The sequence below is a fragment of the Streptomyces scopuliridis RB72 genome (assembly GCF_000718095.1).
GTDB lineage: Bacteria > Actinomycetota > Actinomycetes > Streptomycetales > Streptomycetaceae > Streptomyces > Streptomyces scopuliridis.
Map to the genome: position 1 here is coordinate 289,845 of NZ_JOEI01000007.1, position 18,303 is coordinate 308,147.

The 18,303-nt window shown below is 69.8% G+C and carries 14 protein-coding genes, 1 tRNA gene and 1 pseudogene; 6 read left to right on the forward strand and 10 right to left on the reverse strand.

From position 1 onward, the window contains the following. Positions 1–65: 65 nt before the first annotated feature. Both IF11_RS0110365 and IF11_RS0110370 read right to left on the reverse strand, forming a co-directional pair. Positions 66–1,061, reverse strand: coding sequence for a sigma-70 family RNA polymerase sigma factor (locus IF11_RS0110365; protein ID WP_030351213.1), 996 nt, complete (start codon positions 1,059–1,061; stop codon positions 66–68). 317 nt (positions 1,062–1,378) lie between these two features. Then, positions 1,379–2,161, reverse strand: a complete 783-nt coding sequence (locus tag IF11_RS0110370) for a dioxygenase family protein (protein ID WP_030351214.1) — start codon at positions 2,159–2,161, stop codon at positions 1,379–1,381. A 134-nt stretch (positions 2,162–2,295) separates the two neighbouring features. Here IF11_RS0110370 and IF11_RS0110375 point away from each other — a divergent pair, with 134 nt between their 5' ends. Next, positions 2,296–2,829, forward strand: a complete 534-nt coding sequence (locus IF11_RS0110375; RefSeq protein WP_030351215.1) for a MarR family winged helix-turn-helix transcriptional regulator — start codon at positions 2,296–2,298, stop codon at positions 2,827–2,829. A gap of 129 nt (positions 2,830–2,958) precedes the next feature. Here the strand turns inward: IF11_RS0110375 and IF11_RS0110380 are convergent, their stop codons facing one another. Further along, a complete protein-coding gene (locus IF11_RS0110380; protein WP_030351216.1) occupies positions 2,959–4,494 on the reverse strand; it encodes an MFS transporter in 1,536 nt (511 codons plus the stop codon). Positions 4,495–4,807: 313 nt separating this feature from the next. Further along, complete coding sequence (locus IF11_RS0110385) at positions 4,808–5,464, reverse strand: TetR/AcrR family transcriptional regulator (protein ID WP_030351217.1); 657 nt, start codon at positions 5,462–5,464, stop codon at positions 4,808–4,810. Positions 5,465–5,729: 265 nt separating this feature from the next. On the opposite strand from IF11_RS0110385, the gene IF11_RS0110390 reads away from it, so the two are divergent. Next, positions 5,730–7,181 (forward strand): M6 family metalloprotease domain-containing protein, encoded by a 1,452-nt coding sequence (locus tag IF11_RS0110390; protein ID WP_106979140.1) that lies wholly within the window; start codon positions 5,730–5,732, stop codon positions 7,179–7,181. A 33-nt stretch (positions 7,182–7,214) separates the two neighbouring features. Here the strand turns inward: IF11_RS0110390 and IF11_RS0110395 are convergent, their stop codons facing one another. Together IF11_RS0110395 and IF11_RS0110400 are read right to left on the reverse strand one after the other, a co-directional pair. After that, on the reverse strand, positions 7,215–8,900 hold the full coding sequence (locus IF11_RS0110395; RefSeq protein WP_240627551.1) for a class I adenylate-forming enzyme family protein: 1,686 nt from the start codon (positions 8,898–8,900) through the stop codon (positions 7,215–7,217). Between the two features lie 114 nt (positions 8,901–9,014). Beyond that, entirely contained in the window at positions 9,015–9,770 is a 756-nt protein-coding gene (locus tag IF11_RS0110400; RefSeq protein ID WP_030351220.1) for an SDR family NAD(P)-dependent oxidoreductase, read from the reverse strand. Here IF11_RS0110400 and IF11_RS0110405 point away from each other — a divergent pair. Together IF11_RS0110405 and IF11_RS0110410 are read left to right on the forward strand one after the other, a co-directional pair. Next, on the forward strand, positions 9,769–10,083 hold the full coding sequence (locus IF11_RS0110405; RefSeq protein WP_133243201.1) for a hypothetical protein: 315 nt from the start codon (positions 9,769–9,771) through the stop codon (positions 10,081–10,083). The two genes, IF11_RS0110400 and IF11_RS0110405, sit on opposite strands and share 2 nt — an antisense overlap. A 297-nt stretch (positions 10,084–10,380) precedes the next feature. Continuing rightward, a complete protein-coding gene (locus tag IF11_RS0110410; protein WP_030351222.1) occupies positions 10,381–12,594 on the forward strand; it encodes an MMPL family transporter in 2,214 nt (737 codons plus the stop codon). Between the two features lie 234 nt (positions 12,595–12,828). On the opposite strand, the pseudogene IF11_RS43150 reads toward IF11_RS0110410, so the two are convergent. Together IF11_RS43150 and IF11_RS36525 are read right to left on the reverse strand one after the other, a co-directional pair. Beyond that, positions 12,829–13,125 (reverse strand): annotated as a pseudogene (locus tag IF11_RS43150) (hypothetical protein); the annotation flags it as partial. Between the two features lie 78 nt (positions 13,126–13,203). After that, positions 13,204–13,683 carry a GtrA domain-containing protein gene (locus IF11_RS36525; protein WP_420894565.1) on the reverse strand — a complete coding sequence of 160 codons (480 nt, stop codon included), beginning with the start codon at positions 13,681–13,683 and terminating at the stop codon, positions 13,204–13,206. Between the two features lie 316 nt (positions 13,684–13,999). On the opposite strand from IF11_RS36525, the gene IF11_RS0110430 reads away from it, so the two are divergent. Both IF11_RS0110430 and IF11_RS0110440 read left to right on the forward strand, forming a co-directional pair. Then, a complete protein-coding gene (locus IF11_RS0110430; protein WP_030351226.1) occupies positions 14,000–15,163 on the forward strand; it encodes a sensor histidine kinase in 1,164 nt (387 codons plus the stop codon). Between the two features lie 704 nt (positions 15,164–15,867). Beyond that, a tRNA-Arg gene (locus tag IF11_RS0110440) sits at positions 15,868–15,943 on the forward strand. A 142-nt stretch (positions 15,944–16,085) separates the two neighbouring features. Here the strand turns inward: IF11_RS0110440 and IF11_RS42700 are convergent. After that, positions 16,086–16,940 carry an adhesin gene (locus tag IF11_RS42700; protein ID WP_276311260.1) on the reverse strand — a complete coding sequence of 285 codons (855 nt, stop codon included), beginning with the start codon at positions 16,938–16,940 and terminating at the stop codon, positions 16,086–16,088. Positions 16,941–16,996: 56 nt separating this feature from the next. Continuing rightward, positions 16,997–18,262, reverse strand: a complete 1,266-nt coding sequence (locus IF11_RS0110450; protein WP_051745782.1) for an RNA-guided endonuclease InsQ/TnpB family protein — start codon at positions 18,260–18,262, stop codon at positions 16,997–16,999. Between the last annotated feature and the right edge of the window lie 41 nt (positions 18,263–18,303).

Consider the following 18,303-nt stretch of genomic DNA (forward strand, 5'->3'; position numbering starts at 1 on the left):
GCTCGAAGAACCGCTCGGAGAGACAGTACGAGTAAGGGGGACACTACGGCTACAGAACGGCGACGTCACGCCGCCGCGTCGAAACCTGTGTCACGAGCCATCTTTTTCAGCTCCAACAGCGCGTGCTTCTCGATCTGCCGTATCCGCTCGCGCGTCAGGCCGTGCTGCTTGCCGACCTCGGTGAGCGTCCGCTCGCGGCCGTCCTCGATGCCGTACCGCATCTTGATGATCGAGGCCGTGCGCTGGTCGAGCTTGCCGATCAGGTCCTCCAGCTCCTCACTGCGGAGCAGCGTCAGCACGGACTGCTCGGGCGATACCGCGGAGGTGTCCTCCAGCAGATCACCGAACTGCGTGTCCCCGTCGTCGTCCACCGACATGTTCAGACTGACCGGGTCACGCGCCCAGTCCAGTACGTCGTTGACCCGCGCCGGGTTCGACCCCAGCTCGGCGGCGACCTCTTCGGGCTCCGGATCCCGTCCGTTCTCGCGGTTGAACTCCCGCTGAACGCGCCGGATCCTGCCCAGCTCCTCCACCAGATGGACCGGCAGCCGGATCGTCCGGGACTGGTCCGCTATGGAACGCGTGATGGCCTGGCGGATCCACCACGTCGCGTACGTCGAGAACTTGAAGCCCTTGGCGTAGTCGAATTTCTCCACGGCACGCACCAGGCCGGCATTGCCCTCCTGGATCAGGTCCAGCAGGGGCAGACCGCTGCGCGGGTAACGCCGCGCCACGGCGACCACCAGGCGGAGGTTCGAGCGGATGAAGACATCCTTCGCACGCTCGCCCGCGGCGACCAGCGCCTCAAGCTCTTCGTGCGAGGCACCACCCGCCTCGCTCTTCACCTCGCCGTCGAGGATCTGCCGGGCGTAGACTCCGGCCTCGATGGTCTGGGACAGCTCGACTTCCTTTGCGGCGTCGAGCAGCGGCGTACGCGCGATCTCGTCGAGGTACATGCCGACCAGGTCGCGGTCGGCGATCTCCCCGCCTACGGCGCGAACACTGCTTGCCGCTTTCGTCCCGCCAGAGGCGGTACGACGGGCGACGGCACGGGTTGCCATGCGAGCTCCCTTACTGAACTGAGTAGGTCGCGGCACCCTCCCGGGTACCCTGCATCCGAAGGAAACAACGACTGGAATCCGGACAGAATTCCCATGCCGTACATGGATTTTGTGATCATGCAGTACCCTGTTCCGCCGCGATGGGTCGGAAGGTGCTGCCGGGAGGGCCAGAAGTGCAGGTCAGAGCGGGGTCACGGACCGGAACCCCGTCGTCCCGTATTCCGGTGGCCCACTTCCTGTAGCCCACATTCCTGAAGACGACTCGCGCCCGTCTTTGGTTGCTCAGGCTTTGGTCAGCCCGTGGGCCGGCCCGCTCGTCAGCCGAACTGCACCGACCTCTTCGCCAGGCCCATCCAGAAGCCGTCGATCACGCTCCGGCAGCTCTCCAGCTCACCCTCCGACGCACCCAGCGTCACGAAGAGTGGCGCGAAGTGCTCAGTACGGGGGTGGGCCAGCCGGCCGGCCGGGGCCTTGTGCTCGAAGTCGAGCAGGGCATCGACATCGCGCGCCCGCAGCGCCCTCGTACCCCAGTCGTCGAACTCCGCCGACCAGCCGGGCACCCCGCCGCCCGTGTGCCGCAGCGCGGCCAGGTTGTGGGTGAAGAAGCCGCTGCCGACGATCAGTACGCCCTCGTCCCTCAGGGGTGCCAGCTTGCGCCCGATCTCCAGCAGCTTCCGCGGGTCGAGCGTGGGCATGGAGACCTGGAGCACCGGAATGTCGGCCTCCGGGAACATCTCCACCAGGGGCACATACGCGCCATGATCGAGCCCGCGGTCCGGCACGTCCTGCACCGGCGTCCCGGCGCCGCGCAGCAGCTTCCGTACGGAGTCGGCCAGCTCGGGCGCCCCCGGCGCCGCGTACCGCACCGCGTAGTAGTGCTCGGGGAAGCCCCAGAAGTCGTACACCAGCGGCACGGCCTCGGTCGCGCCGAGCGCGAGCGGGGCCTCTTCCCAGTGCGCGGAGACCATCAGGATCGCCTTGGGGCGGGGCAGCGTCGCGGACCAGGCGGCCAGTTCGCCGGGCCAGACCGGGTCATCGGCCAGGGGCGGGGCCCCATGGGAGAGATAGAGGGCGGGCATGCGCTCCGCGACGGCGTTCATGGCGACTCCCGGTCTGTCGATCTGCCTGTGTCCGTGGACCGATCCGCCTGTGTCCCCGGACCCTTCTATTTGAACCCTCAAGCATTCACTTCTCACCCTAACCAGATCTAGTTTAACTTTCAAGAATGGGTAGAGTGGAATACATGACCATGGCATCCACCGGCAGCGGCGCCGGTACGGGCGGGGAGCCGCGCTGGCTCAGCGACGAGGAGCAGCGCGTCTGGCAGGCGTATCTCCAGGCCACCACGCTGCTGGAGGACCATCTCGACCGCCAGCTCCAGCGCGACTCCGGGATGCCGCATATCTACTACGCGCTGCTCGTGCATCTCGCGCGCGCTCCCCGGCGCCGGATGCGGATGACCCAGCTGGCCAAGGACGCCAAAATCACCAGGTCGCGGCTGTCGCACGCGATCGCGCGGCTGGAGCAGCACGGCTGGGTGCGGCGCGAGGACTGCCCCTCCGACAAGCGCGGACAGAACGCGTTCCTGACGGACCAGGGAAACGATGTCCTGGAGAAGTCGGCGCCGGGCCATGTCGCCGCCGTACGCCAGGCGATCTTCGACCGGCTCAGCCCCGAGCAGGTCGGGCAGCTCGGCGAGATCATGCGGGTGATGGCGGAAGGGCTCCAGCCGGAGGGTACGGGCGCGGATCTGCCCTGGCGCCGCTGAGACACGACGTTCCGCCGAAACGAATCCGCCCCGGTACCACCGCTGAATCGCGGCGGCACCGGGGCGGTTCCGTACCGTGGCGTGCCGTGGGACAGCGACCTCAGTGCGCTGTCGGCGCATCGCCACCTGTCAGTGCATCGCGACCGGCATCTTGATCTCGTCCTCCGCGCCCTCGGCACCCGAGGCGACCGGCGAAGCACCGGGACGGCCCGTGTTGATGAGGGTCACGGCGATCGCCGCGGCGACCAGCAGGATGCCGACCGCCCACCAGATCGCGCTGGAGAAGCCGGCCACCAGGGCCTGGAGCTCCAGCAGCTGCGCGTTGGTGGCCGTCGCCGCGTGGGAGGCGACGTACGCGGTCGTGGCCGAGGCCGCGATCGTGTTCAGCAGCGCCGTACCGATCGCGCCGCCCACCTGCTGCGAGGTGTTCACCATCGCCGAGGCGACACCCGCGTCACGCGGCTCGATGCCGTGCGTGGCGAGCGACATGGCCGGCATGAACGCCGTACCCATACCGAGGCCGAGCAGCAGCTCCGCCGGCAGGATCAGGCCGGTGTACGAGGAGCCGATCTCCAGCTGGGTCAGCAGGAGCATGCCGACGGAGGCGACCAGGAAGCCGGGGCCCATCAGATACCGGGGCGCCACCCGGGTCATCAGCCGGGCACCGATCTGGGTCGAGCCCGTGATCATGCCCACGATCATCGGCATGAAGGCGAAGCCCGTCTTGACCGGCGAGTACCCCTCGACCACCTGGAGGTAGTACGTCAGGAAGAGGAACAGACCGAACATGCCGATGATGGCGAGGCCCAGCGAGAGATAGACACCGGCGCGGTTGCGGTTGGTCACCACGCGCAGCGGCAGCAGCGGAGCCTTGACCCTCGACTCGACGGCCACGAACGTCACCAGCAGGACCGCGGCGGCGACGAAGAGCCCGATCGTCGTCGAGTCGCCCCAGCCGTTGGACTCGGCGCGGGTGAAGCCGTACACCAGCGAGACCAGGCCCAGCGTGGAGAGGACGACACCGGGGATGTCCAGGGCGGAGCGGTTGCGGCCGCCCGCGGGCTCGCGGATCACGAAGTACGCGCCCAGCGCGGCCACGATCGCGAACGGGATGTTGACGAAGAACGTCCAGCGCCAGTCCAGGTACTCGGTGAGGAATCCACCGAGGATCAGACCCACGGCGCCACCGCCACCGGCGATCGCACCGAAGATGCCGAAGGCCTTGGCCCGCTCCTTGGCATCGGTGAAGGTCACGGCGAGCAGCGAGAGAGCGGCGGGCGCGAGCAGCGCGCCGAAGACACCCTGGAGTGCGCGGGCGCCGAGCAGCAGCCCCTCGCTGGTGGCCGCGCCGCCGATGGCGGACGCGGCGGCGAAACCGATGAGGCCGGTGACGAACGTGCGCTTACGGCCCCACAGGTCGGCGATGCGTCCGCCGAAGAGGAGCAGACCGCCGAAGGCGAGGGCGTAGGCCGTGATGACCCACTGCTTGTTGCCGTCCGATATCCCCAGGTCCTGCTGGGCGGAGGGCAGCGCGATATTCACGATCGTCGCGTCGAGGACGACCATCAGCTGCGCGAGGGCGATGAACACCAGCGCTTTCCAGCGGCTGGGGTCGGCGGCCGTGGCACCCGGATCAGGGCGCCGTGTTTCGGCTGTTTTTGACATGGAGGTATCCACCTAAGGGTGCGTAAAGGCGAAAACGTACGTAAGCGCATGCGACGCTGCGTGACTTACGAAGTCATGGGGTCGACAAAGTCTTTGGTGCGGCCACTGCCACTGGGGCGCGAGCCGCTGGCCGCGGGCACGGGCCGGCGGGCCTCTGAGCTGAGCGGGCCACTGGAGCCGCCGGAGTCACTGGAGATGCCGGAGCCACCGCGGCCACGGTGTGGGCCACTGGTACAGGGATGGGCTACTGGGACTGTGGGGGCCTGGCCGCCGGGGTTCGCGGGCCTGGCAGGTGCGTTGGTTCAAGGGCGCGTCACGGAGCGGCGCGGCGCAGATCCTCCAGAGTCGCGGCGGAGCCGGCCAGTTCGGACCTGGCGGGTGCTTCCAGGCCGTCGAGGAACAGCTGGATGTGCCGGTGGGTGAACCGGTCCATACTCAGGCAGCCGGTGCCGGGCAGTGGGCGGGTGAGCTGGGACAGCGCGACCATCAGATCGCCGACGGCGACATCCGTACGCAGCCGCCCCGCCTGACGCGCCCGCTCCATGAGCCCTTCGACGACCGTCTCCAGACGCACACGCTGAGCGTCCAGATCGGGACGTTCCCTGTCGAACGCGGCGGACAGCATCGGGCAGAGCGCACCCACTCGTTCGTCGGCAGCGGCATGCACGAAGCGGCGCAGCGCGATGAACGGGTCGGACTCTTCAGCGGCGATACGGTCCGCCTGGTCGGCGACACTCTCCATGACGGAGCGCACTACGGCGTGAACGAGGGCGTACCGGTCGGCGAAGTGCCGGTAGAGCGTGGCATTGCCGATGCCGGCACGACGGGCGATCTCGTCGAGCGGGGCGTCGGGCCCGTACTCTACGAACATCTCACGGGCCGCCGCCACGATCCGCTCCCGGTTGCGCAGAGCGTCCGCGCGCGGACGGGGTACTCGGCGCGCTGGGGCTTCAGCTGCGGTGGCGGTCACGTCGAACCCTTCCCTCGGTCCTCGGTCGTAGCACTTCGTGGGTCGCAAGCGGGGATCGCTTCCCCGTTTCCCAGAGACACACGTGCAAACGGGGAAGCCATCCCCGGTTATTTCGCTCAAACATGTGAGCTGGGTCACCCTGCTCCATTCGGTGGCGGAAACCCACGATCGGCGCACCCAGCGAGCGCCGACACGCCGACCGACGCAGGGTGATCGAACAGCGCAGTCAGGACGGCCGACTGCCGCGGACCTTAAGGGCGACCGCATGCAGCAGAGGCGTCGGATACGCGGAGCCGGCGGGAGTGCCGGAGCCACAGGAGCCACGGAACAGACGGAAAACACGGAAGACACCAACGGAACCCGGAGCACCGGAAGTACCGGGGGCGCCGGATGCGCCGGAGACGCAGACAGTACGACCGGCCCCGGCACCGGCCCCGGACGCATCAGCGGCATCGCCGCCCGGGCCAAGGGCCCCCGCCGGCTCACCGCCCTCGCCGGCCTCACAGCGCTCACCCTCGCCGCCCTGACCACGGCGAGTTCGACTCTCCACGCCACCGCCCCCACCTCGGGGGGCCCGGGACTGGCCGTGGACTCCCCCCTCGGCCCGTGCCGTATCGCCCCGAACCCCGCCGTACAGATGTCGGAGGGCCTGCCCACCCCGGCCGGCTACTCCCGCTCCACGGGCAAGATCCGCGCCCTCAACCTCATGATCGACTTCCCGGACGCACCGGGCCCGGGAAAGGCGCTCGACCGGCTCTCCGAGTTCTTCCCGAAGACGTCGCAGTGGTTCAGGACCAGTTCGTACGGACGGCTCGACTACCGCCCCGAGGCCCCGCTGCGGGACTGGGTGCGGATGCCGCTGCCCTTCGCGGAGTACGGGATCGGGCGCGGGTCACCGTACGAGCCGGGCTACCGAAAGCTGGTCGACGACATCGTGGCTGTCACCGACCCGGAGGTGGACTTCAGGTCGTACGACCTGGTCAACGTGTTGGTCACGCCCAACGCCGGCCCCTCGGCGCTGGACACCGTCCTGTCCGTCACCTTCTCGGGCAACCCGGACGCCCCGCAGGCCGACGGCGCCCCGCTCTCCAACACGTCCTTCGTCTACAGCCGCCAGGACGACGGCTCGGGGTCGTACGCCGACACCGGCTACCGCGTGCTCCCGCACGAGAACGGCCATGTCTTCGGACTGCCGGATCTCTACACCGTGGACGGCGGCGGCTCGGTCGGCCACTGGGACATCATGTCCGAGGACTGGGGCGCCAACAACGATCTGCTGGGCTGGCACAAGTGGAAGCTCGGCTGGCTCGACGACGAACAGATCCGCTGCGCGTCCCGTGCGGGCAGCAGCGACCATGTGCTCGGTCCACTGGCTACCACGGGCGGGCCGAAGCTGGCGTTCGTACCGATCTCCAAGGAGTCGGGGTACGCGGTGGAGGTACGGACGCGCGAGGGCAATGACGAGGCGGTCTGCGAGCCGGGCGTCCTGATCTACCGCGTGGACTCCGGGGTCGACACGGGGCGCGGCCCGATCACCGTCGCGGACAGCAAGCCGAACAGCGGTGGCTGTACGCGCAGGCCCAACGTGCACGCGGAGCTGTCGGACGCGCCGTACCGGCCGGGGCAGACCTTCACCGACCTGGAGAACGGGATCAGGATCTCGGTGCTGACGCAGGAGCAGGACGGAAGTTTCACGATCAGGGTGAGACGTTCCTGAGCGCCCCCGCGCACGCCCTTGTTTTCCTTCCCGTCATTCCTCCCGCGCGCGGATGTGCTCCGCCACGGGATCCCGCAGCTCACGTTTGAGGATCTTGCCGGTCGGGTTACGCGGCAGCGGCTCCTCCTGTACGAGCACATGGGCCGGCACCTTGAACGCGGCGAGACGACGCCCGACATGAGCCCGCAGCTCCCCGGCGTCCGTCCCGGCCCCCGGCCTGACCCGCACCACCGCCGCGACCTCCTCGCCCAGCACGGGATGGGGGACGCCGAGCACGGCGGCGTCGATGACGTCCGGGTGGGCGTGGAGTACGTCCTCGACCTCGACGCAGTACACGTTCTCGCCACCGCGGACGATCATGTCCTTGATCCGGTCCACGACGCTGACGCGCCCGTCGTCCCGTACGACCGCGAGGTCACCGGTCCTGAACCAGCCGTCGCGGGAGAACGCCTGCGCGCTCGCCGCCTCGTCCCGCCAGTAGCCGCGTACGAGCGACTGGCCGCGCAGCAACAGCTCCCCCACCTCCCCCTCGGGCAGGGTCTGGCCGGCCGGATCAGCGATCCGCAGTTCGGTGACGGGCGTCGGACGTCCCACGCTCGCCGGGAACCGCCGGTAGTCGGCGCCGAAGTTGGCGAGCACGCCGCCGGAGGTCTCCGTCAGGCCGTAGCCGTTACGGGCCTCGATGCGCTCCCCGTAGCGGGCGGTGAGCCGGGCGACCAGATCGGGCGGCGCGGCGGCGCCGCCGGTGGCGAGCATGGTGAGGGACTCCAGCGGGTCGTTCCCGGCCGTCGCCTCCTCCAGGAGCTGGAGCGCGGTGGCCGGGACACCCGCGTAGTGCGTGACCCGGTGCTCGTGGATCAGCTCCAGGGCCCGCCGCGCGTCCCACTTCCGCATCAGGACGAGCGTGCCGCCGACGGCCATCGCCGAATAGAGGCTGGTGAACGCGGCCACATGGAAGAACGGGAAGGTCATGAGCGTGATGGGCGCGGGCCCCTGGCCGGGGATCTGCCCGCGCCCGAGGGCGGAGGCGGCGGCCTGGAAGCGGGGGTTCATAGCCGCGCCCGCCTGTGCGAGATGCGTGGCGACGGCGCCCTTGGGCCGCCCGGTCGTCCCCGACGTATAGCTGATGGTGGCGTCGTCCTCGGGCCGCACCTCGACGTCGGGGGGCGCGGCGGCGGGATCGGGGGGAGGCAGCTCCTCGTACCGCTCCATGCCGGCGCCGACCTCGCCGTCGTGGTGGAAGACGAGGGTCCGCACCCGCTCGCGCCCTCCCCGGCCCTCGGCCCATCGGCTGACGCGCGGCAGCCGCTCGCCGTCCACGAGCAGCACGCGCGGCGCGCAGTCGTCCAGCGCGTACGTGAACTCCTCCTCGGTCCACCAGGCGTTGAGGGGTACGGCGATCAGTCCCGCCAACTGCGCGGCCCAGAAGGCGATCTGCCACTCGGGGTGGTTGCGCATGGCGATGACGGCACGGTCGCCGGGGCGCAGCCCGTACGTATCGAGGAACCGGTTGGCGAGGGCGGAGGCGGCGGCGAAGAACTCCCCGTACGTATACGTCCGGTCCTCCGCCACCAGGAACGGCTGATCGCCGAACGTCCAGGTCGGCTCGACGAACTCGCGCAGGGTGCGTGGCCCTTCGGCGTAGACGAGCGAGCCGTTCTCGGCGCGTACGACGGCGAAGGGCGCCCCGGGCGCGGTGAGGATATGCGACACGGGCACCTCGGGAATCTCTCCAAGCGCTTGCTCAGTACGGGGGCGACGCTACTTCACCGGCTTGACGGAGTCGACCCGGGCCGCCCCCGCCCAGCGGCGCGTCCCTGGCGCCACGCCCGGTCAGTCCACCTGCGTCCCACAGGTGATGTTGAGCGCGGTCGCGGTCATGGAGCGGGCGCGGTCGGAGGCGGCGAAGGCGGCCACGTTCCCCACGTCCTCCAGCGTCGCCGCCCGCTTCAGCATCGTGCGCCGCTCGATGTCGTGGACGATGGCCTCGCGCCCGTCGAAGTCCGCGGGGAGCGTCTCCGCGATCCCGGCGGTCTGGAGCGTCAGCGCCCGGATCCCGTACGGCCCCAGCTCACAGGCCAGTTGGCGGCGCAGCGATTCGAGCGCCTGAAAGGCGACCTGGAGCCCGCCCAGGCTGAATTCGGGAGCGGGATCGCCGTACCCCCCGAACACCAGGATCACACCGGAACGTCGCGGCTTCATATGGCGCGCGGCGGCGCGCGCGGTCAGGAAGTTCGTCCGCAGGGCGGTCACGACGGGCCGTTCGAAATCCGCGAGCGCCATTTCGGCGAGCGGGGTGCCCTGCACATCGTTGTGCGCGATCAGATTGAACGAGACGTCGATACCGCCCGCCCGCTCGGCCACATCGTCGGCATGCGCGTCCACGGCCCGCTCGTCGAGCGCGTCCAGTACGGCGGTCTCGACCGCCCCGCCCTCGGCTCTGATCCCCGAGGCGACGCTCTCCAGCGGCCCGGGGGTCCGGGCGGCGAGGAAGACCCGCGCCCCTTCCCGCGCGAAGGTCCGCGCCACGGCGCCGCCGATGGCCCCGCTGCCGCCGTAGATCACGGCGTTCTTGTTCCTGAGCAGCATGTCCGCTCTCCTCCTGGCGTCCGGCCGAATGCGACGGAACGTACGCCCCGCCTCATTGAACGACCGCCGCGCCGCGCGAAACTCATCGCCCCTGGCCCGGATCGGACCGGCCGAGCGGTTCCCCGGCGCGCCGGTGCACGAGGAAGTGCCCGCGTTCCTGGAGCGCGTACGCGACGAGGGCCGACTGCCGAAGACCGCCGCCGCCCTGGGCCGGCGGCCACAGCGGCGAGATCGGGCACGTCCGCGTCCGGGACTCGACGCCGAGAATCGCCGGGTGTGGATGCACGGCTCCACCAAGACGGACCCCCGCTGATGTCCGCTCTCAGACGGGCTTCATCCGTTCCTGGAGCGGACATCGGCGGACCTCCGGGGTCGCGTCAGCTGATCCCCACCCCCACTGAGAAAGGGACCTCACCCCATGAACCGCCGGTGAGCGGTGTAGCTGGCTACACCCAGGGTTCGGGAGAGTGGTCCCTCGTGGCGGAGCCCGCCGGACGGGATCGTAGAGATCACTGAGGCACGCCGCGTCCCGGTCTCCGGACGACGCGGACGAAGGAAGCCTCTCTTCCCCCTTGTCTTGCACCGCCGATGTGGAGGCTTTCTCACCGTCATGGCAACTTTTCTGTATCACGTGGGCCGCGTCGCCTTCAGGTGGCGATGGTTCGTCACCTTTCTGTGGATAGCCGTCCTGGCCGCTGTCGGCTTTGCCGCCACGAAGGCCCCGGCCGCTCCCGATGACGGTTTCGCCATGCCGGGCATCGAGTCCCAGAAGGCGTTCGATCTCCTGGAGGAGCGCTTCCCGGGCTCGGCGGCCGACGGAGCGAGCGCCCGCATCGTGTTCATCGCGCCGAGCGGCGAGAAGGTCACCGCCACCGAGAACAAGGCCGTGATCGAGGATCTGGTCGACGAGGCCGCCGACGGCCCGCAGGTGGCCGGTGCGGTGAACCCCTTCCAGGCGAAGGCGGTCAGCGAGGACGGCACCACGGCCTATGCCACTGTTTCCTTCAAGACCCCTGCCGCCGACCTGACCGATGCCGGCAAGGAACACCTTGAGCGCGCCGTTGACCAGGCCCGGGACGCGGGCCTGACCGTCGAGATCGGCGGAGACGCCCTGGCGACGCAGCCGGCCGCCGGCGGGTCCGCCGAGATGATCGGCATCGCGATCGCGGCGGTGGTCCTGCTGATCACCTTCGGGTCCATGGCCGCGGCCGGGCTGCCGCTGCTGACCGCCGTCATCGGCGTCGCCGTCAGCATGACCGCCATCATCGCCCTGGGCAGCACGTTCGGGCTGTCCCTGACCAGCGGGACGCTCGCCTCCATGCTGGGCCTGGCCTGCGGCATCGACTACGCCCTGTTCGTCGTCTCCCGCTACCGCGAGGAGCGCGGAAAGGGCCGCGCGCCGAGGGAAGCCGCGGGAATGGCCGTGGGCACCGCCGGGTCCGCGGTGGTCTTCGCCGGCCTGACCGTCGTCATCGCGCTGGCCGGACTGTCGGTGGTGGGCATTCCGATGCTCACCAAGATGGGTCTCACCGCAGCCGGTGCCGTCGTCGTCTCCGTCCTCATCTGCCTGACCCTGGTCCCGGCCCTCCTCGGCTTCTGGCCCAACGCCGTGCTCGCACGCCGCATCCGCAAGGGCAAGAAGCCCCGCCGTACAAAGACCGACAACGCGGGCAGCCGCTGGGCACGCCTGGTGGTGCGTCACCCCCTGCCCGTGCTCCTGCTCGGCGTCGTGGGCCTGGGCGCGCTCGCGGTGCCTGCCGCCGACCTCCAACTCGGTATGCCCGGCGACGAGGCCAAGCCCACCTCCACCACCGAACGCCGGGCCTACGACGCCCTCGCCGACGGCTTCGGCCCCGGCTTCAACGGTCCGCTGACCATCGTCGTGGACGCCAAGGGCGCCGACGACCCCAAGGCGGCCGCCTCCGTGATCAGCCAACGGATCGCGGACACCAGCGGAGTCGTCTCCGTCTCCCCGGCGCGGTTCAACGAGGCCGGCGACGCCGCGGTGCTCTCCGCCACCCCGTCCACCAGCCCCACGGACGCTCGGACGATCGATCTGGTGAAGACCATCCGCGCCGAGCGCTCCGGCATCGAGCAGCAGTCCGGGGCCACCTATGAAGTCACCGGCAGCACCGCGATGAACATCGACGTCGCGAAGAAGTTCCAGGACGCGCTGGTGCCCTACCTCGTGGTCGTGGTCGGCCTGGCGATCGTGCTGCTGCTCTTCGTCTTCCGCTCCCTCCTGGTGCCGCTGAAGGCTGCCCTGGGCTACCTGCTGTCCGTGCTGGCCTCGCTCGGTGTGGTCGTCGCGGTGTTCCAGTACGGCCATGGCGCCGAACTCCTCGGCGTCGAACAGACCGGCCCGATCATGAGCATGATGCCGATCTTCCTGGTGGGCATCGTGTTCGGCCTCGCCATGGACTACGAGGTCTTCCTGGTCTCCCGGATCCGCGAGGCATACGTCCACGGTGACCGGCCCGGGCAGGCGATTGTCTCCGGATTCCGCACCAGCGCCCGCGTGGTCGTCGCCGCCGCGCTGATCATGATGGCGGTCTTCGCCGGATTCGTCGGCGCCAGCGAATCCATGATCAAGATGATCGGGTTCGGCCTGGCCGCCGCCGTCCTCTTCGACGCCTTCGTCGTCCGGATGGCCATCGTGCCCGCCGTGCTCGCCCTCCTCGGCGACCGCGCCTGGCGCCTGCCCCGCTGGCTCGACAAGGTGCTGCCCAGCATCGACATCGAAGGAGAGGCGATCACCCGCAAGCATCCCGCCCCTTCGGCACCGGTCGACCAGGACAACCCCGAACTCGTACTCAGCCGGTAGACCCGCACAACCCGGTGGCCGCCTCCCGTAGGCGGCCACCCCTTGAGACCGGGGCCACCATGGCGGTATCGGCCCCGCACTCGCCGAACCCGTGGGGACGGGGAACGGCGAGAACCTTGAGCCCGGCGGCGAGCACCCCCTGCTCGCCGCCGGGCTCAAGGACATTCACCGCCCAGGCGAGCGTAGCCAGCGAAGGGCTCTCCACCCCGCCACCAGTGCGAGTTCCCTGCCCGCTCAGCTGAGGCCGGCGATCAGGACATCAGGACCCGTTTTGCCAAGAAGCTGGAATCCGGCTCGGCCGAACATCTGGTGCTTGAGCGTCTTGATGCGATTGACGTGTCCTACGACGACGCCGGAGTTCCAGGGCAGGGTGAGGCCGACGAACACGGCGTCGCGGTCACGGTCGATCCCGGCGGCGAAAGTGTGGAGCTCGGGCAGGTCGTCCCTGCGGACAGCGTGGGGCCGGTCGGGGAGCCAGTCGGGGAGCCGCTCGCCCCGGCGCCCAGTGAGCATGGTCGCGAAGGTCCGGACGTCCGGTAAGGGCGTTGAGCGAGCCGATCGGTGCGCGCACCGGTGGCCTGTCGCCACAGGATGCCCGACGGTCCGGCATCAAGAGCTCCTGCTGTCCGCCATCGTCCTCCGCAGCGGCAGGTCCCTCGGCAACGCCGGAGCCGGGATGGACGGGGACATCGTCACGTTCGCCTTCTGAAGCGGCGCCGGGCCCTTCGCCCGCCCCGTTGCCTGGTTCCGGCCGATGGCGAAGACGTACAGGCGCAGCACCAGGAAACGTCCTATGCCGGCGAGCCCGGAAGCGCTGAGGTAGACGGCCTGCTCGCTCAGCATCCCAGCCGACGGCCGCACCACGTGCAGTATGAGCATCGCGACGGTGGTCACCGCGTAGGCGGCCGAAGCCGACCCCGCTGACAGCAGATGCTGACGCCATCCGGCCCGCCGCCCGGCCCCAAAGGTGAAACGTGCGTGGAGCTCCGTGCACAGGACGGTGGAGGCGACTGTGATCAGCGCGTTGGCCACCGCCCAGGGCATCAGCTGGGCAAGCAAGGCAACGGCGGCGCTGGAGGCTACCCCCACGCCGCCGCCGAACAATACGAACCGGGCGAAGGAAGCGAGTGGTGCGGGAGGGGCCGGGGGCCGGCCTGCGTCGTCCCGTTCGGTCCTCGTCCGCCCCACACGTCGCGCCTCACGATCCGTTCCCGGATTCGACGGGAGGAGCGGCTTCATGGGTTTCCTTCCGGACGGGGAGCTGTGAACCTCTGGGATCAGCTGGGTTCAACGGTGCCGCCGCCCGCTCGCCGGAACGAGGAGGTGCACTCCCGAACGCATGGTGTAGCGGGCTACACCGTGAGCGGAATGCCCGCTCCCGGAGCGGGGAATTAGCCTGGTCGGCATGCGAAGAACAGTGCGACAGGCGGCACGGGCCACGGTGCAGCTCGCGGGAGCCGCGGCCCTGGGCTTCTTCTCGTACCTGTTCGTCACCGTGCTGCTGTTCGTGGCCGCCGGCACGCTGCTGCTGGTCGGTGCCGGGTTGCTGCCGGAGGCGGTGCTGCTGGTGCGCCGGATGGCGGGGGCGAAGCGGCGCCAGGTGGAGGGGTGGACAGGGAGAGAGATCCCCGAGGCGTATCTGCCCCTGACAGGTCCGCTCCGGAAGCGGCTGCGCTCGGCGGTCCGCGACCCCGGCACGCACACCGATCTGCGGTGGATGCTCGCCTATTACGCCTACGGTTTGCTGGCTGTGCTGGCGGTGCCGCTGTGGGTGGTGGGACTGCCTGTCGACGGCGTGCGGTGCGGACTGCTGCGCCGAGAGGCGGTCGTGCTGCCGCTGATCAGCCGTGTCGCGGACCTCGATGCCGCGTGGTCGACCGCCCTGCTCAAGCCCTCGCCAAAGGCGCGGCTCGCCGAGCGTGTCGAGGAGCTGACCGCCACCCGGGCCGGCGCGATCGCCGCACATGGCGCCGAACTGCGCCGGATCGAGCGGGACTTGCACGACGGTACGCAAGCACGGTTGGTATCACTGTCCATGCGGATCGGCCTGGCGCAACGCGCGCACGGCCACGACCCGGAGACCGTGCGCAAGCTGCTCGCCGACGCCCAGGACCAGGCGCAGGAAGCGCTGACCGAGCTGCGGCACGTCGTACGCGGCATCCACCCGCCGATCCTCACCGACCGAGGTCTCGCCGGAGCCGTACGGGCACTCGCCGCGAGCAGCGGACTCGACGTCACCGTACGGGTGCAGGGCCTGGATGACGGGGCACTGCGCGGAGCCCGTGCCCCGGCGGCAGTCGAGGCGGCCGCATACTTCGTCGTGGCCGAGGCGCTGACGAACGCGGCCAAGCACAGCGGATCCGACCGGGCCGACGTGTGGCTCGCCCGCACCCTCACCGGGCTGCGGGTGTTGGTCCGCGACGAGGGTCGAGGCGGCGCCGACGAGAAGGCCGGCTCCGGACTGGTGGGCATACGGCGCCGAGTCGCCGCACTCGATGGAACTGTCCTCGTGACCAGCCCCCCGGGAGGCCCGACCGTGATCGACGTGGAACTGCCCTGCGTATGGTGACTGGACAGGGCCGGAACCCGCCGCGTGTGTGGTGACCGGGCCGGCGGCGCAGGGTCCCGGGTGTGACCGCTGGTCGGCGGGGGGGGGATCATCATCTCCGGCCAGGCTGCCCGACACGGAAACGGGCGGCCCCCACGCGCCGGACATGCGCACGGGTAGCCCCGCAGCTGCGAGTTCTGGGCCGTGTCAGTGTTCCTCGCCGCTCTCCTCGTGCTCGCTCCCGGTGAACCAGCTTGCCAGCCTTGACAGCGCGGCGGACATGCCGGGTGCGAGATCGAACCCGGCACTCTGGTCGTCACAGCGAGAAGCCTCCACAGCCCACATGCCTGCGCCCCATCAGCCGCTCCGTATGGCACAGGACATGCCATAGACCGCCATCAATCACGCAACGGACTGATCAACATCGTCAGGCACTCCCGCGCGGGAGCATCGCGCCTCCGCCCACACCCGACGAAGAGAGTAAACGCCCACGTCAGAGCCATCTTGCCTGCAGAACCGAGCCTCTGCACGGCCGGGGCCAACCCTCTGTCGCCCAATCCGCTACCCTGTCTGGGGTCGGGAGGTCACCCCCTGTGCCTGCTCAACCGTCGCTCCCAAAACGGTCAGGAGGCTAGGGGCAAATCGTCTGACCTGGGACTTTGGTCTGACCGAGCGCGGATTCCCTTCTGGGTTTTCGACAAGGTTTTCCACAAGCCCTCGCCTTCGCCTTCGTAGCTCAGGGGATAGAGCACCGCTCTCCTAAAGCGGGTGTCGCAGGTTCGAATCCTGCCGGGGGCACCATGTAGTAATGCGCTGAACTGCTGCTTTCAGGCCGCAGAGGCGGTCTTCTCGACCCCGGACCTCCAGTCCGGGGTCGTTTTGCCTGCCACTCGCGAGACTCACCGGCGAGGCAGGAGTCCTGACCTGGGGCGGCGGGCGGGGGTCAGGTGCAGTTGAGGTTCATCTGGGCCGCCGCGTGGTGGGCCCCGTAGCGGTCTTCGCTTCCCCAGTCCCTGCCTCTGTCGAGGAGTTGGACCGAGAAGGACTCGCCCTCGACCCGGTAGCTGCCCACGCTCACCAGGCTGCCGCGGTGGGCGGTCTGGCGGACGCCGAAGGCGGCGTAGGCGGATGAGGTGTCGGTGGGGTCGCGGAGGACGCGGTAGACGGTGGGGTGGCCCGCTGTGTCGGCGGGGCGGCCGCTGTCGGGGACGTAGACGGCCAGGGCGCACTTCTCGTATGCCTTGCCCAGCTTCCAGGACCAGGTCGCCGTGGAGCCGCGGTCCTGGGCGGGGCTGCCCGACATGGGGACGGCGGAGAAGCGGCCGTCGCACGAACCGCCTTTGTAGCCGCCGTCGGTGACGGTGTACCAGGCGGCGTCGCCGTTCTCGAAGCGGCCGTGTTCGGTGTACTCGCCCGAGGCGCAGCCGGGGCCCGCCCACGCCGAGTAGCCCGGCTCCGGGGAGCGGGACTGGTCGGGGTCCGGGCCCGGGGAAGGGGTCTCGTCGGGGTCCTGGGTCGCGGTCGGGGAGCCGGTCGGGGACGCGGATGAGCCTCCGCCGCCCAGGCCCGGCAGCTCCGGTGGGCCGATCCTCGTCGGGACCCCGCGCGCGCCCGCGCCGTCCGCCCCGCTGCCGCCTCCCGAGCCGGTCACCAGGGCAAGCGTCGCGCCCAGGGAGCCCAGCGCCAGCGCCACCACCACCGTCACCCTCGCTGGCACCGTCACCGACAGGCGCTTGCGCGAGCGGCGGCCGGTGTGGGCCGTATACCGCTCAGGCTCGCCCGCGACGGTGTCGCACACGGGGCACACCACACCCGGCAGCGATACGCCCCGGCCAATCCCGCACCGTTCGCACCTCATGCCGCCTCACTGTGACTCCTCCACCCCGTAGACGGGGTGGCTTCTCGCTGTGCCTGGCGGGCGTTGCGACGGACCAGCCCGGCCCGTAGAACATTGGTCGCTCCGACCTCATCGGCGTGCGCCTGGTGGCCGCACGAGACGCAGTGGAACTTTTCCTGCGTGAGCCGGTTCCCCTTCGCGGTGTGCCCGCATTCGGGGCACTCGCGGGAGGTGTTGCGGGGGTCCACGGCGATCACTTCCCGTCCGGCGCTTTCAGCCTTGGCGTGCAGGATCGTCAGGAACACCCCCCATCCGGCGTCAGCGATCGAGCGGTTCAGCCCGGCCTTGGCGGCGGCCCTGTTGGACAGAAACGCCCCCGGCTTGTCAGGGTCGGGCTTGGGGGCGGGCGTCATGCTCATGTTGCGGATCTTGAGGTCTTCGTGCGCGATGAAGTCGTTCTCGCGGATCAGACCGTTGGCGGTCTTGTGTGCGTGGTCGAGGCGCCGGCGGCGCACCTTGCCATGCAGGGCCGCGACACGTTCCACGGCCCGCTGGTGGTTCTTGGTGCGGTTCTTCGCCTTGCGGCGCGGGTACCGGCTCAGTGCCTTCTGTGCGGCTGCGAGCTTCGCGTCGGCCTTGCGGGCGTGGCGGGGATTGGCGACGTGCTCACCGTTGGAGGTGGTGAGGAACGAGGCTATGCCGAGGTCGATGCCGACCACGGACCCGGTCGCGGGCAGCGGCTCGGGCTGGGACCGCTCAGCGGTAAGGACGACGTACCACTTGCGGCCCTCGCGCTTGACCGACACGGTCTTGACCTTGCCGACCACCGGCCGGTGCTGGTTAACCTTGACGTGGCCGACGCCTTGGAAACGCACACGGGTGACAGGGTCGTGCGGGGTGGAGTCCCAGCGGCAGCCGTCGCCGTCCTTGGGGAAGTCGACGGTGTCGAACCAGTTCACTCCACGGAAGCGGGGACAGCCGGGCTTGTCCCCGGCCTTCACGCGCCGGAAGAATGCCTGAAACGCCTTGTCGAGGCGGCGCAAGGTCGCCTGCTGACTGGAGAACGACCAACGTCCTTGCCGCTCAGGGTCGAAGCCCCGGATGTCCTTGAGCTGCGCGGACTGCTGCCCGTACCTGATGCTCGCCTTCGAACTGTGCCGGTAGGCGTCGCGGCGTTCCTGTAACGCCCCGTTGTAGAGCGAGCAGTGATCGCGCAGCATCTCGCCCAGCACGATCGCCTGGCCCACGGTGGGCCGCATGAGGAACTTGTACGCACGGATCATCCGGCCCACCCCCATTCTGGTCGAGTTCGTTGATTCTACGC